15 protein-coding genes are annotated in these 15056 nt (G+C 49.6%); 10 read left to right on the plus strand and 5 right to left on the minus strand.

Going from position 1 to position 15056, the window contains the following annotated elements; translation table 11 throughout:
* Positions 1-4: 4 nt before the first annotated feature.
* Entirely contained in the window at positions 5-1375 is a 1371-nt protein-coding gene (locus tag AC2TDN_RS16155) for a YheC/YheD family endospore coat-associated protein (protein WP_482066622.1), read from the minus strand.
* 229 nt (positions 1376-1604) lie between these two features.
* On the opposite strand from AC2TDN_RS16155, the gene AC2TDN_RS16160 reads away from it, so the two are divergent.
* Together AC2TDN_RS16160 and AC2TDN_RS16165 are read left to right on the plus strand one after the other, a co-directional pair.
* Positions 1605-1940, plus strand: a complete 336-nt coding sequence (locus tag AC2TDN_RS16160) for a YlbF family regulator (RefSeq protein ID WP_482066373.1) — start codon at positions 1605-1607, stop codon at positions 1938-1940.
* A 90-nt stretch (positions 1941-2030) separates the two neighbouring features.
* A complete protein-coding gene (locus AC2TDN_RS16165) occupies positions 2031-2309 on the plus strand; it encodes a hypothetical protein (RefSeq protein WP_169087006.1) in 279 nt (92 codons plus the stop codon).
* A gap of 92 nt (positions 2310-2401) precedes the next feature.
* Here the strand turns inward: AC2TDN_RS16165 and AC2TDN_RS16170 are convergent, their stop codons facing one another.
* Positions 2402-2752, minus strand: coding sequence for a helix-turn-helix domain-containing protein (locus AC2TDN_RS16170; protein WP_482066374.1), 351 nt, complete (start codon positions 2750-2752; stop codon positions 2402-2404).
* Positions 2753-2981: 229 nt separating this feature from the next.
* Between AC2TDN_RS16170 and AC2TDN_RS16175 the strand changes: the two genes are divergently transcribed.
* Together AC2TDN_RS16175 and AC2TDN_RS16180 are read left to right on the plus strand one after the other, a co-directional pair.
* Positions 2982-3455: a hypothetical protein gene (locus tag AC2TDN_RS16175; RefSeq protein WP_482066375.1), complete on the plus strand. Its 474-nt coding sequence runs from the start codon at positions 2982-2984 to the stop codon at positions 3453-3455.
* Positions 3456-3543: 88 nt separating this feature from the next.
* Complete coding sequence (locus tag AC2TDN_RS16180; protein ID WP_482066376.1) at positions 3544-4905, plus strand: DRTGG domain-containing protein; 1362 nt, start codon at positions 3544-3546, stop codon at positions 4903-4905.
* A gap of 9 nt (positions 4906-4914) precedes the next feature.
* Here the strand turns inward: AC2TDN_RS16180 and AC2TDN_RS16185 are convergent, their stop codons facing one another.
* The 3 genes from AC2TDN_RS16185 to AC2TDN_RS16195 form a co-directional block, all read right to left on the minus strand.
* On the minus strand, positions 4915-5211 hold the full coding sequence (locus AC2TDN_RS16185) for a YtpI family protein (RefSeq protein WP_482066377.1): 297 nt from the start codon (positions 5209-5211) through the stop codon (positions 4915-4917).
* Positions 5212-5299: 88 nt separating this feature from the next.
* On the minus strand, positions 5300-5773 hold the full coding sequence (locus AC2TDN_RS16190; RefSeq protein WP_484688897.1) for a sporulation membrane protein YtrI: 474 nt from the start codon (positions 5771-5773) through the stop codon (positions 5300-5302).
* A gap of 45 nt (positions 5774-5818) precedes the next feature.
* Positions 5819-6145, minus strand: a complete 327-nt coding sequence (locus AC2TDN_RS16195) for a YtrH family sporulation protein (protein WP_482066379.1) — start codon at positions 6143-6145, stop codon at positions 5819-5821.
* 182 nt (positions 6146-6327) lie between these two features.
* Here AC2TDN_RS16195 and AC2TDN_RS16200 point away from each other — a divergent pair, with 182 nt between their 5' ends.
* From AC2TDN_RS16200 to pyk, 6 genes are all read left to right on the plus strand, one after another.
* Entirely contained in the window at positions 6328-10020 is a 3693-nt protein-coding gene (locus AC2TDN_RS16200; RefSeq protein WP_484688899.1) for a DNA polymerase III subunit alpha, read from the plus strand.
* Between the two features lie 373 nt (positions 10021-10393).
* A complete protein-coding gene (locus tag AC2TDN_RS16205) occupies positions 10394-10885 on the plus strand; it encodes a phosphatidylglycerophosphatase A family protein (protein ID WP_484688901.1) in 492 nt (163 codons plus the stop codon).
* A 95-nt stretch (positions 10886-10980) separates the two neighbouring features.
* Positions 10981-11172: a hypothetical protein gene (locus AC2TDN_RS16210; protein WP_053374720.1), complete on the plus strand. Its 192-nt coding sequence runs from the start codon at positions 10981-10983 to the stop codon at positions 11170-11172.
* A gap of 40 nt (positions 11173-11212) precedes the next feature.
* Positions 11213-12082 carry an acetyl-CoA carboxylase, carboxyltransferase subunit beta gene (gene accD, locus AC2TDN_RS16215; protein WP_482066382.1) on the plus strand — a complete coding sequence of 290 codons (870 nt, stop codon included), beginning with the start codon at positions 11213-11215 and terminating at the stop codon, positions 12080-12082.
* Positions 12072-13139, plus strand: a complete 1068-nt coding sequence (locus AC2TDN_RS16220; RefSeq protein WP_484688903.1) for an acetyl-CoA carboxylase carboxyltransferase subunit alpha — start codon at positions 12072-12074, stop codon at positions 13137-13139. The genes accD and AC2TDN_RS16220 overlap by 11 nt, the downstream gene beginning before the upstream one ends.
* Before the next feature lie 92 nt (positions 13140-13231).
* Positions 13232-14986, plus strand: coding sequence for a pyruvate kinase (pyk, locus tag AC2TDN_RS16225; RefSeq protein WP_484688905.1), 1755 nt, complete (start codon positions 13232-13234; stop codon positions 14984-14986).
* Positions 14987-15056 lie beyond the last annotated feature (70 nt).

A 15056-nucleotide genomic window follows, 5' to 3' on the forward strand; every position in this document is an offset into this window, starting at 1 on the left:
TCCGTTAAAAGCCCGATAAAAATCGGGAATATTGGATCATCATACGTACGGATGGACGGATTTTGTTCTCATGAAGCGGCGTGTTGTCGTTTTTGGACGGCTTTGAATTCACTTCTAGAAGCCATACGCGCCCGCTTGTATCAAGCGCCAAATCAATGCCAAGCTCGCCAAAATGCGCTGGAATTTGTGCGTCAACACCTCGCGCGATATTTAGCGCCGCCTGCTGGAGCCGGTGCACGGCTTCATTCCTGCTCATACCGGATTGCAAATTCGATTTGGCAACAGCCTCTAGCGCTGTGCTGAGCGTTCCGCCGCGGGCAAGGTTGGAAACGAAATGATCGCTGCCAGCTGTACGGGCGACAATGGAGGTAAGGGTCCATTTGCCGCTTGCATTTTTTTGGACGAGGGCGCGAAAGTCAACGGGCCGCTTCTGGATTTCGATAAGCTGCAGCCCTTGCTGCACTTGATATTTAACGGTTTTCATTTTTGCTGAAATGCTCGCGAAAAGCTTAACCAAGCTCGTGTGCTGCTGCCTGCGCGTGCCGCCTGCGGTTGCGAACATCGCTTGATAATTGTTCGTATCCAGGCGAGTTATGCGGATGATCCCTTTGCCTAAGCTTCCGCGTACCGGTTTTAGAAAAACGCTGCTGTAGCGTGAGCACATGGACTTTAGCATCGTATAGTTGCGGAGCAAATGTGATTCGGGCAAATACCGCGCGAGCGATTCATCATTTTTCAGCGCATCAAAAACCTCGACCTTATCCAAAAACTTTTCGTTGAAAACGGTCGTATCATGCTGTAGTTTTACTTCTTTCATAAAATGTTGTACGCTGGGTCTGTTCTCAAGCTTTCTAGACGTCAAGCGGTTATTGACGACGTCGGGAATAGGCATTTTGACCCGCTGCCAACCATCTGAATAGATCCAGCCGTCAACGGTATCAAGACTCGTGCCGATCTGGCTAGGGGTGAAGAAATAAACGAATACGCCTTGCGCCGTACTGGCTTCAACGAGCTCCTTGCAAAACATGGTAATGGACCCAAAGGGCTTATCGGGCGTATGCGGATAATCGCGGCTGACAAGCACACCGATTAGCGGCCCGAGCACAAGCGTGGAGGTGCCGACCTTGTATTGCAGCCTGATGGGCGTCCCATTTGCAATTCCCATTTGTCTCGCTAAGCTTTGGCTGATTCTCATGCCATCGTATTTTGCGACAGGAATAACCTTCACATGATGCCGGAAGGCACCGAATTTTAATTGGATGTGCTGGCCATGTGGAATCTTCCATTGCTTTACATAGGTTTCGCCAAGCATGAGCGTATCTTCCGGAAGCATGCCGGAGCTGATCACCTGTACGGCTACTTTAGATTTGAGCATCATAAATCTCCTTCCAAGCAGGAGGATGACTTTAAGAGGTCGGCAACTAGGTTTTTTACACGAATTACTTCATCATATGAGGACATCTACCCCTTTGTGAATCACAAAAGGATATGTGGCTTGTGTAGTTTTCATGAGCTTTTCCATCAGGGGCTTGGCTCATGCATTATTTACGCGTTATGATTAGTCAAAACTTACACCATCACAATTAATGAATGGAGAGAGATTGATGAATATTTATGACAAGGCATATGAATTAGCGAAGGCGTTGAAGGAAAGCGAGGAAGCGATGCTGCTGAAGGCGGCGAAGGAGGTCGCTGAGGCAGATCCTGCCGCAAAGGAGATGCTTGATGATTTTCGCGAGCGTCAAAACTTTTTGCAGCAAAAAATGATGGCTGGCGAAGAGCCGTCTGCTGAGGATATGGAGAAAATGAATAAGCTCTACGAGGTGATCACGCTTAACCCGTTGATCGGCAAGCTGCTTGAGGCGGAGCGCCGCTTTGCGGTTGTGTTCGAGGATGTCAATCGAATCATGTCCGATGTGCTGAAATCTATCGTAGATTAATAAGAGACATATCCCCTGTCCACTTCTCATAGAATGGTAATGCGGACAAGATATTGAGCCGCTTACGACCCTATGGAGGAGCTGAATGGAATGTTTTCCGGAAAAGGCCGTCATGTGCTGTATTTGCTTATAGCGCTTGCAATGCTCGTATATGCGCTTCCGCGTCTTGAGCTGAGCGCGCCGTGGAGCTTGATGAGTGTATTTGGACTCGTATGGATTTTGTTTGCGTTAGTCATCGTAACGGCGCATGTCAATGCGCTGGTGATGAATGACGAGAAGCGCAGGGAGCTGGCCCGCATTAAGAAGGCGAAGGCGCTGCTGTGGGAGCAGAAGCTGCTGCAAAAGGCCACAAGAAAAGCGCGTGGTTAGCTTTTTGGACAGTCAATTGCCCTGTTCTCCAGATGAAGAAGATCCGCCGATATCTATATCGGCGGATCTTCTTTGTGTATATAAATCGCTAATTACATATCCTTAAATTGCACAAGCTGCTTGACAAATTTATATACAGCTTCCTGCTCCTTTAAGGTAAGGCCGTTTATTTGATGGACAATTTTGGTCGCATAGCCTTCGTCAGCAGGCTCTTCCGCGGCGTCTGGAATAGAAATGACATTCACAATCTTCTCAAGCGGTGTTTGCAGCGCAAGCGCGATTTTGCTGAGCACATCAATTGTCGGATTTTTTTCCCCGCGTTCAACTTGTCCCATATAGGAAGCATTAATATCAGCGCGGAAAGCAAGCTGCTCTTGGCTTAGCCCTCTTTTTTTGCGCAGCAGACGAATGTTTTCTCCTACTAGCCCTGCAATCTCACTCATACCGTCACCTCAGCCTAACGATAAAACTTTACTTGCCTATCAACAACACTCTATAGAGTATATTAGGAATAGTGACTATAATCATTGACGAATAGATGGGCTTTTTACTATAATTGTGTAAAAAAGTATCATTCTATCGACATGATTGCCTATAAAGGATCAATTTACCAATTCCATTAAAAATGATAGGATATAAATGGGAAGAAACGTTACGCGAGGAGGATTGCAAGTGGTTGATGAATTCGAGTTTTTCAGAAAAGTTCGCGCTTATTATAATAACGTTCCCTTCCTTGTTCGATTCACTTTTCGCTTGTCTCAACGAGTTAAAAAGGCAATAACTGCCCGCGGTTCATTCAGCTGTCGCGTAAATCCGCATACACAGATCGTTGAATACGTGCTTGAGCTAAAATCAGATTCTATTTCTAGACCATACAGCGAGCATAGCTCGTTTTTGTTTTCTAGCATTTATGAAGAGATTCCAGCGCAAGTCATTGAACTCAATCAATTCCTCATTTTGGCGCTTCGTTATCCGATTCCGATTGATTATGATTGGCAGGCATTTATTATGTCTGGCGCAGAGGATGCCATCAACTTGCAAACGATACAGCACTTATTCAAGAAATGGAAGCTGAAGGGGAAAACGGGACAATTCATAGACGCCAAGCTGAAGGTAGAGCAGGTGCTGCTGCAATGGCAGCTATGAGGTGAAGTGAATCGGGACGAGCATGACTTGTTCTTCACTTTCTCCTATAATAGGGAGAAAGGATTGCAAGTTGGACGGAGGTTGCAGAGTGGCTCCAATCGGACCGGGAAATGAAACAAGCACGAAGCATGAACAGATTTTGAATTATATTCAAAGCCTTAAGATTGGAACGAAAATTTCGGTACGCGCTATTGCGAAATCGCTTGGCGTCAGCGAGGGTACGGCCTATAAAGCTTTTAAGGAAGCGGAAAGCTCGGGGCTTGTCAGCACGAGGGAGCGGATCGGTACGGTTCGAATCGACCGCAAGCGCAGGGAAGCGCTTGACCAGCTCACCTTCGGCGAGGTTGCCGAAATCGTGGAAGGAAAGCTGTTTGGCGGGGCGGCAGGTCTCGATAAAACGCTGCATAAATTCGTTATTGGCGCGATGGAGCTCGACGCGATGCTTCGTTATATCGACGAAGGCAGCCTGTTGATCGTAGGCAACCGAATCGACGCGTATCGCTGTGCGCTGGAGGAGGGAGCCGGCGTTCTTATTACCGGCGGCTTCGAGCCGGGCGCGGAAGTGATCAGGCTCGCTGATGAGCGTGTTCTGCCGATTATTACCTCCAGGCATGATACGTTTACGGTAGCCTCGATGATCAACCGTGCCATGTACGATCGGCTGATTAAACGGAAAATTATGCTGATCGAAGATATCGTCACATTCAGTCGACCGGCCGACGTTCTGCGAATCGGGCATACTATTTCCGATTTCCATAAGCTGTCTCTCGCTACCGGCTATTCACGTTTTCCCGTTGTGGATGAGAGAAGCAAGGTTGTCGGCATGATGACTGCTAAGGATGCGATCGGAACGCCAGTGGATAGCGAAGTAGATAAAGTAATGACCAAGCAGCCGATTACGGCGGCACCGAACATTACGGTCACTTCGGCCGCTCATACGATGGCCGCGGAAGGCATTGATTTGCTGCCTATCGTTGATAGGCACCGCAAGCTGCTAGGTGTCGTAACGAGGCAGGAAGTGCTTGATGCTATGCGATTTGCCGGCAAGCAGCCGGAATCGGGAGAAACGTTTGAGGACTTGATGTGGACGGGCTTTATGGCTACAGCAAACGTCAATGGAGTTGGTCCTGATGAGCTGGGCATAGCCTACAAGGGGAGGATAACGCCGCAAATGTCAGGTGCGCTCGGGATGGTATCAGAGGGGCTTCTCGCCACGCTTATGACACAAGCAGCGCGAAAAATGATTCGGGAGACCGCTAAGCGCGATTACTTGCTGGAGAGTATGACGATTTATTATGTTCGGCCCGTTCAAATAGATAGTGAGATAACGATCATACCGAAGGCGCTGGAGATGAGCCGGAAGTTTACGAAGCTGGAAATCGAGGTTAAGGATACGAAAGGATTGGCCGCCAAGGCGATGCTGACGGCCCAGATGATTGACCCGTATTAAACGGTTGACTTAGCTTCTTGGCGAGCTGTAGATGCTGAGATTGCGAAGGCCGGCGAACAGATTGAATACGCCAAGCACTAGGAATATGGCGCCAATGACGATGCGAAGCGTGGATTCGCCGGACAGAAACAGCTGAACCAACGCGATGAACAGCAGCATGATACCCATGCTAATATTCATTCTTGCTGAGAAGATTGCCCGTGTTCTTGTATCGGAGGAACGGCGGGATTTAAAGCTGAACACGACCGAGAACACTAGTGAAATAAGGATGCCCGGCATGAGCAGCCATTGCAGAAGTTGATCCATGAGAAAGTAGCTCCTTTAAGTTATGTAGTTGCAGCATCGATTTCGCAAATAGACAGGCTCTATTGTACCACGAAATGAGGCTGCGTGCTTAGGAAGGAGGCTTCGTGTAGTCTCGAACCTTGATCCATACATGAAGGACATTTTCGACGACGAGGATCGTCTGCACCTCAATGGTGTAATCTTTGTTGAACACATCCATATAGACTTTCTTATCAAGGAGCTTTCGGGCGAATTTGGCATCGGAATCGATGACAAAAATACTCTGGCCGAGGAATCCCTGAAGATCTTTCTTTATACGTTTAAGAAGCTCGGCTTCTGTCACTTGGTCAAGAGCAGGCCTGCCGGAATTTTGTCCGGCTTCTTTCTCGATGCGCGGCAGTATGCTTTTAATAACGGTATGCTGATTTTTGAATTCTTTTAAAAGCCGAATATCCTGCTCATACTGCTCCAGCTTCACCTCAAGCTCGCTCTTCAAAATAATTAGTGACTGGAACTCCGCCAAATAAAGAGAATTATAGACGATAGCTCCGATTATCATCCCAAGTATCAACACTCCAACCATTTGCATGCCTCTCACAAAACGCCCAAACGGCGGTACGCGCATCGCTTAAACGGCTCCCTTGCATATGAGACGGACCAGCTCCGTACCTAAGTGGGCGCCAAGAAAAGCGATGAGAATAAAGCTGATTTGCTGCGCCGCCGGATTCAAGTATCCCTCCATAATGTTGCTTTCTATGACGCGAACGGGGTCGATCGATCCGCCGACAGCGGCTACAATTGCCCATATTTTCAGTCTTGCTGCCGTATCCAGCATCGTAGTCGCCGGTGGCAGCAGCATGAATACAGATCCCACTCCCGCGAGCGTCGAGCCCCCAAGGACGACGCCAAGTGCAATAAAGAAATCAAGTCCCGCTTTGGACAAATAGTAGCTCATACGCTTACCTCCTAAAAATATAGTGAAGCGAAGAAGCATCCGAGAGCTTGTGATGAAGGTTGACGGATGCAAGGCTGGTTATGCACGCTTGTACGCTCTGCTACCATTCTATGGGCGTGTCCTGTGCGATTATGATAAAATAGACGTAACTTATTTGGTCTACGCGGAAAGGAACGGTTGCGATGAGCGGACATAACGAACAATCTTTCGTGCATTTGCACGTCCATAGCGAATATAGCCTGCTTGACGGCGCCGCTAGAATCCGTGACCTTACGGCAAGAGCCTCTGAGCTTGGCATGAAGGCGCTTGCGCTGACCGATCATGGCGTCATGTACGGAGCTATCCCTTTTTACCGGGCATGCAAAGCCCAAGGCATTAAGCCGATTATCGGCTGCGAGCTATATATGACGAGCGGATCACGTTTTGAGAAAGGGACGCGCAAGGAAAATCCGATTTATCATTTGATCGTGCTCGCCAAAAACGAGACCGGATATCGGAACCTGATGAAGCTTAGCTCCATCGCTCATTTGGAAGGCTTTCATTACAAGCCGCGGGTCGATATGGAGGTGCTGAGCGACCATTCAGAGGGATTAATCTGCTTAAGCGCTTGCCTCGGCGGCGAAGTGTCCCAGCATTTGCTGCATGATAGATTCGATGATGCAGAAGCTAGCGCTTTGCGTTACAAAGCGATTTTCGGAGACGATTTTTATTTGGAGCTGCAGGATCATGGTTTGCTGGACCAGAAGAAGGCAGCGGCCGAAATGATAAAGCTCGCCAGCAAGACGGGCATTAAGCTTGCGGCAACAAATGACGTGCATTACCTTCGCGCGGAGGATGCTGCCGTTCAAGATGTGCTGCTGTGCATCGGTACGGGCAAAACGACTGAGGATACCGATCGGCTGCGGATGCTGACGGATCAGATGTATTTGAAGAGCGCAGACGAGATGGCGCTTTTGTATCGGCATGTACCGGAAGCGCTGGCGAATACGAGTGAAATTGCGGACAAATGCGAACTGGAGCTGACGCTTGGCCGCGCCGCGCTGCCCATTTTCAGGCCGGTACCGGCTGGTATGAGCTCTTCAGATTATTTAATGACGCTGTGCCGTGACGGCCTGACTGCAAGATACGCCGGACTTCCCGAATGGGCGGCCGATGCCGAATACAAGCAGAAGGCAGAGCAGCGGCTCGAGTATGAGCTTTCCGTTATCGATAAAATGGGGTTCAGCGATTACTTTTTGATCGTTTGGGATTTTGTTCGCTTCGCCCATGAGCGCGGCATACGCACAGGTCCCGGAAGGGGTTCATCCGCGGGAAGCTTGGTTGCGTACACGCTTCGTATAACGGATGTTGATCCGCTCAAATACAAGCTTTTGTTCGAGCGTTTCCTTAACCCGGAGCGGATCTCTATGCCCGATATCGATATTGACTTCAATGACGAGCGCCGCGATGAGGTTATCGCTTACGTTGCCGCCAAATACGGCGATGAGCATGTCGCGCAAATCATTACATTCGGGACGATGGCAGCCAAGGCTGCCGTACGGGATGTCGGTCGGGCGATGAACGTACCGTTTCAAGATGTGGACCGTGCTGCGAAGCTTATTCCGAATCAGCTGGGCATTACGCTCGAGGAAGCGCTTCGCATCAGCAGCGAGCTGCGCGAGGCAAGCGATCGCCAGCCGAAGACGGCGGAAATGCTCAAGATGGCATTGAAGGTAGAAGGCATGCCGCGTCATGCCTCCACGCATGCTGCGGGGGTCGTTATTTCGCAAGAACCGCTGACCCACTATACACCCATACAGGCCGGCAGCGAACGGATTCCGCTAACGCAATACTCCATGGAACATCTAGAAGCGATCGGGCTGCTCAAAATGGATTTTCTCGGCTTGCGGACGCTTTCGATATTAGAGCGGGCACTGAAGGCTGTGAAGGAGCAACATGGCAAATCGATTGATTTTCATACGATTCGCGACGATGATCCGGCAACCTACACGATGCTCAGCCGGGGCGATACGACCGGCATATTCCAGCTTGAATCCGCCGGCGTACGGCGCGTCCTGAAGGATTTGAAGCCAACGGAATTCGAGGATATCGTGTCGGTGCTGGCATTATATCGTCCAGGCCCGATGGAGTTTATTCCGAAATATATTCAAGGCAAGCATGGGGACGTTGCCGTTGAATATCCGCATCCATCTCTGGAGCCAATTTTGTCGGATACGTACGGCATCATCGTCTATCAGGAGCAAATTATGCAAATCGCTTCTCTTATGGCGGGCTTCTCGCTAGGCGAAGCGGACCTGCTGCGGCGCGCTGTATCTAAGAAGAAGCGCGAGGTGCTGGATGAGGAGCGGACGCATTTTGTGAAGGGGAGCCTTGCGCAAGGTTATTCCGATACGGATGCGAATCATGTGTACGATATGATCGTGCGGTTTGCCGATTACGGCTTCCCGCGGGCGCATGCGGCGGCCTATGGCGTGCTTGCGTTCCAGACGGCCTGGCTAAAGGCAAACTATCCGGTAGAGTTTATGGCTTCGATGCTCGCCTCCGTGACTGGCAACCAGCGGAAGACGGCTGAATACGTGGATGAATGCCGCCGTATGGGCATTGCCGTGCTGCCGCCAGACGTGAATGAAAGCGGGGTGTCATTCACGCCAGTTGGCAAAGCCGTGCGCTTCGGGCTTGCGGCGATCAAAAACGTCGGCACGCAGGCGATTGAAGCGCTCCAGAAGGAGAGAGGAGAACAGCCATTTGAGAGCCTGCTCGATCTATGCAGACGCGTAGATTTGCGAGTCGTGAACAAGCGGGTATTGGAGTCGCTGATACAAGCGGGAGCTTTGGATTCCTTGCCCGGTCATCGCGCTCAGCTGCTAGGCGCCCTTGAGGAATCCGTTGAGGCAGCTGTCAAATGGCGCAAGGAGCGCGAGGAGCTGCAAATCGAAATGTTCGGCCTCGACGAGGTACAAAACTGGGATGTCGAGCTTCCGGATATTCGTCCTTACACGACGAGTCAACAGCTGGATTTTGAACGTGATCTGCTGGGACTTTATTTATCTGGACATCCGCTCGATGCGGTTGACCAGCAGCTTGAAACGCTTGGGCTGGACCGCTTGGTCGAGCTGAGCGATGCAAAGGATGGGACGATCGCCATCGTAGGCGTCATGATCGTGTCGCTTAAGCCCTTCACGAATAAAAAGGGGCTTTCGATGGGTTTCTTGGAGCTTGAGGATCGTATTATGCGCGTGGAAGCCGTAGTGTTTCCGACGATATGGAAACGAATCGGAAGCAAGCTTGAGAAGGGCGGCTTAGCGATCATACAGGCAACCGTTCAACAGCAGGATGATGATTATAAGCTGCTTGTCGAGGACTGCGTGCCGATAGGCGATGCGGACGTGGATCTTGCGGAGCAGGTAAGACGGCTGCAAAAGCAGGCGCAAGCCCGCGCTGCACGCACGAATGGCGGCAGCACGGGTGCAGGCGGTGGAGCTGCCCAAAATCGCACTCAGACAGGCCAACGATATCAGGCCCAGCGGCCGACTGAGGCTGTACGCCAACAAGCCTATCAGAAAAAGGCGCCTTCACAAAAAATCGCGGTTAGCTCGGACAGGCCGCGCGAAAATGATGAGGCCCGTTCGGCGCAAGCTGATCGCAAGCCGCAGCGCGTTTATATCAAAATCGCATCAGCGAATGAAGAGCCCGCGGTGCTTGAGAAGCTCAAAGGGCTGCTTGCAGCACATTCCGGTCAGCTCGCTACCGTTCTGTTCTATGTACAAGGCCAGAAATCGATCGCGCTGAGCGACAGCTATCGCGTCAAGCCTTCACCGAAGCTCATAGCATCTGTCGAGCAGTTGCTGGGGGAAGGCGCGATCGTGGTGAGATAGCGAAATGATTCAAAAGAAGGCCAACTGCTCTATGCTTGCAAATATGCAAGAGATGAAAGCGATATAAGCGTTTTTAATAGGAAAAATAATGATTGATGCAGTGAGATTCTGCAAAATATTCATAGGTAAGATGCTGGTTCTTTCTCTTAAATTAAACAGCTTTATGACTAGGAACTTCTCTCCTCCCGTAAAATCTCGCAAACAAATGTACTTCGTATGCACGTCAAAGCTTGTACGCGCATATGTTTAGAGATACAAGTGACGATGGCAAAGAAGCTCGCAGTTTAGCGAGCTTTGGCTTAGGACAATGCCATCTGCTCACGCAAATGTTTCCAAGATTTACGTACAAGCAGTTACGGGAGGGATGGGTCCTATGACAGGAATTGAGAATTGGCTCTTAAAACGCGGGGTATCGATCGACGACGTAACCGAAATCGTATATACGCTGCAGCGTCCCTATAACGGTGATTTGACGATGGAAGAATGTGAGGAAAGCGTAAGGGCGGTGCTCGCTAAACGCGAGGTGCAATATGTCTTGTATACCGGCATTGCGCTCGATGAATTAGCCGAGCGCAGATTGCTTCCGGAACCGCTGCAATCGATCATGGAAACCGATGAGTCGCTCTACGGTGTCGACGAGACACTGGCGCTAGGCATAACGAATGTTTACGGCATGATTGGATTGACGAGCTTCGGATATTTAGATAAAGTAAAACCCGGCATTATTCGTCAATTGAATATAAAAGGCGAACGCATTCATGTGTTTCTGGATGACTTGGTAGCTGGTTTGGCCGCTGCAGCATCGGCACGAATTGCGCATCAGGACCCGAAAGCGATCCGATATGATTTGCCGGATTCCCCATGACTATGGTATCATTGTGACATCATATGGCCTGTTACCGGGATAGCTATGCTTAGTAAGTGAACTTTGCGGTAGCAAAGTTTTCAGGAGGTACCATGATGTGGACGGTCATTTATATCGCACCAACAGCAAAAATCGCAGATAACATCAAGAAGCGGCTAACGGAGGAAGGGTTTTTGGTGAAAATCCGCTCTGTCAATCTGTCCAAACAGCAATACGAGATACTAGTTCCGTCTGGCGAGTTGGAGGAAGTTCAAGAAGTCTTCAACTCCATTATGCGGCCATTATGATGGACTGCTCTATACTATTGCGCCTTGAGAGGTGTCACACGTGCAAATAAAGGACTTATTTACGAAGAAGAAATATGCGACTATACCTTCGGAACCCCGCAAGCGGGAAGTTCCGGAGGGCTTGATGAATAAGTGCTCCAAATGCGGCACGATTCAGTACAGCAAAGAGCTCGAAAAGAATTTAAAAGTATGCTCTTCCTGCGGCCATCATCATCGGCTAAGCGCATGGGAGCGTATAGCATTGACGCTGGATGAAGGACATTTGTTAGAATACGATGCGAATATGGAATCCGTCGATCCGCTAACCTTCCCTGGTTATGCCAGCAAGCTTGAGCAGCAGAGGAGCAAGTCGAGCCTTCGCGAAGCTGTTGTAACGGGAGAAGGAACGATCGGCGGTTTTCCGGTTGTCGTTGCTGTGATGAGCTTTGATTTCTTCACCGGCAGTATGGGATCCGTTGTTGGAGAGAAGATTACTAGAGCAATCGAAGCGGCTCATGCGAAGCAGCTGCCGCTTCTTATTTTCTCTACTTCTGGCGGCGCCCGGATGCAGGAAAGTATTTTAAGCTTGATGCAAATGGCCAAAACGAGCGCAGCGCTTTCGAAATTTCAAGGCGCAGGCGGTTTGTTTATTTCGATTTTCACCGATCCTACTACAGGCGGGGTTTCGGCAAGCTTTGCGAGCTTGGGCGATTACAATTTGGCCGAGCCTGGCGCGTTGATCGGCTTTGCCGGTCGGATTGTCATCGAACAAACGATTCGCCAGAAGCTGCCGGATGACTTCCAGACAGCCGAGTTTAATTTGCAGCACGGCCAGTTGGATAAAGTCGTACACCGCAAAGATATGAAGCCTACGTTAGCAAAGCTGCTCGATATGCATTGCGTAAGGGAGGAAACATCCTATGGCGGGTGAGCTGCCTTTTGAAAAACCGCTGAACGATTTGCGGCAGAAGGTTACCGAGCTGAAGACCTTGAGCGTGGAGAAGGGAATTGACTTCTCCGAGGAAATTTTGGGACTGGAGCAAAAATGCAAGCAGCTTGAAGAAGAGCTGTACAGCGAGCTGTCTCCGGCTCAAAAAATGCATATGGCGCGCCACCATCAGCGTCCGACTTCGCTTGACTACATTCAAACCGTATTTACAGATTATATGGAGCTTCACGGGGATCGTCTGTTTGCGGACGATCTTGCCATTGTTGGAGGACTTGCCAAGCTTAACGGCGTTCCAGTTACTGTAATCGGACATCAGCGGGGCAAGGATACACGCGAGAACATCGCTCGCTTCTTTGGAAGCCCTCATCCTGAAGGCTTCCGCAAAGCTTTGCGGCTTATGGTGCAAGCGAACAAGTTCAAACGGCCTATTATTACCTTTATTGATACGAAGGGTGCTTATCCGGGCAAAACTGCTGAGGAGCGTGGACAATCGGAAGCGATTGCGCGCAATCTGCGGGAAATGGCCGGCTTCGGCGTGCCTATCATTTGTATCGTTATCGGTGAAGGCGGAAGCGGCGGTGCATTGGCATTAGGCGTCGGCAACCGTGTACTTATGTTGGAAAATGCAATTTATAGCGCCATTTCGCCAAACGGAGCAGCATCGATATTGTGGAAGGATGCCTCTAGGGCGGATCAAGCTGCTGAAGCTATGAAAATTACGGCTAAAGATTTGCTTGAATTTGGCGTAATCGAAGACATCGTTGCTGAACCGCAGGGAGGCGCTCATAAGGATTTGGCGTTCCAAGCGGAGCAAATCAAGGAAAAGCTATGGCTGCATCTACAAGAGCTAATGCAAATGAGCGCTGAGCAACTGATTGAGGATCGCTATAATAAATTCCGTAAGGTCGGCAAGTTCAAAATGGTTGAGGAACCGCTCGAAGCGCCTAGTGCGCCAGTTGACTCCAAAATTGGAGAAGCAGCCGATGCAGCGGATCAATCTCGCGAGCAAACGCCGGAAGCGACTTCGACGATTCAGTAAATTATATGTAAAATTGATTATTTCACTGTACAAGCAGTGGGGTGTCATGTCAGTATAGTATAGAATTCAGGCAATATACGGAGGAAACTTACATGCGTAAAACTAAAATCGTTTGTACCATCGGTCCATCCAGCGAATCGTTGGAAAACACAAAGAAACTAATTAAAGCAGGCATGAACGTTGCCCGTCTTAACTTCTCTCACGGAGATTTCGAAGAGCATGGCAATCGTATCAAAAATATCCGCATTGCGAATGCCGAGCTCGGCACTTCGGTAGCGGTTCTGCTTGATACGAAAGGTCCAGAGATTCGTCTTGGCAAGCTGAAGGAAGAGCCTATTGAATTGAATCAAGGCGATACCGTTACGCTTACGACGGAAGACATTTTAGGTGATCGCAATCGTGTTCCGATTACGTACAACAACCTTCCAAACGATGTAACAATCGGTTCGACTATTTTGATCGACGACGGCTTGATCGGATTGACGGTAGAAGAGGTTCATGGAACTGAAATCGTATGCCGTATCGTAAATAGCGGTCCAATTAAAAGCAAAAAAGGCGTTAACGTGCCAGGCGTAAAAATTTCGCTTCCTGGTATCACAGAGAAGGATGCGAATGATATCGTATTCGGTATCGAGATGGGCGTAGATTTCATAGCAGCTTCTTTCGTGCGTAAAGCAAGCGACGTGCTTGAAATCCGTGAGCTTCTTGAGCGCCACAATGCGGGTCATATTCAAATTATCTCCAAAATCGAAAACCAAGAAGGCGTAGACAACCTGGATGAAATTCTTGAGGTTTCTGACGGCCTAATGGTAGCGCGTGGCGATCTCGGCGTTGAAATTCCAGCTGAAGAGGTTCCGCTCGTACAAAAAAACATGATTAAAAAAGGCAACCGCGTAGGCAAGCCAGTTATTACGGCTACACAAATGTTGGATTCCATGCAGCGCAACCCGCGTCCGACTCGTGCAGAAGCGAGTGACGTTGCAAATGCAATTTTCGACGGTACGGATGCAATCATGCTATCCGGCGAAACGGCTGCAGGAAGATACCCAACGGAATCGGTACAAACGATGGCACGTATCGCAGAGCGCGCGGAAGCGGCTTTGGAATACCGTGAAATTTTCACTAAACAAGCCAATGCACAACAAACTTCGGTTACAGAAGCGATCAGCCAAGCTGTTGCCAACTCTGCTCTTGATCTAGGTGCAAAAGCGATTATTACTTCCACACAAAGCGGCTTTACAGCGCGCATGGTATCGAAGTACAAGCCTAAGGCTCCAATCATCGCGGTAACGACAGATGAGAAGGTGTTGCGTCGTCTATCTCTCATTTGGGGTGTATTCGCCGTGCTTGGTCCTGATGCGGATACAACGGATGAAATGTTCGAAAATGCGGTAAAAGGCGGCATGAGCACAGGCTTCCTAAGCCTTGGCGATACAGTTGTCATTACAGCAGGCGTTCCTGTAGGCCGCGCCGGCACAACAAACCTAATCAAAATTCATCATATCGGTGAGCTTTTGGCTCAAGGACAAGGCATCGGCAGCCAAACGGCTATCGGCAAAATCGTTGTCGCTCGTACACCAGAGGAAGCTATCGCGAAAACGACCGAAGGCTCTATCTTGGTTACGATCTCCACAGACAAAGAATATATGCCTGCATTTGAGAAGGCTGCTGCCGTTATTACGGAGCAAGGCGGCATTACCAGCCATGCTGCAGTAGTAGGCCTTAACCTTGGAATTCCTGTTATTCTTGGAATTGCAAATGCAACAGATTTGCTTGAGGATGGCATGGAAGTAACCATCTATGGCGAAACTGGCGTTATCTATCACGGCCAATCGAAAGTACTGTAATTAGAGCAGCTGCTTTCTCAATAACTATAGGGTACGAAAGCTGAAGCGAGGGTGTTTGCACCCTCGCTTT

It is taken from the genome of Paenibacillus sp. Y660, from assembly GCF_057221575.1.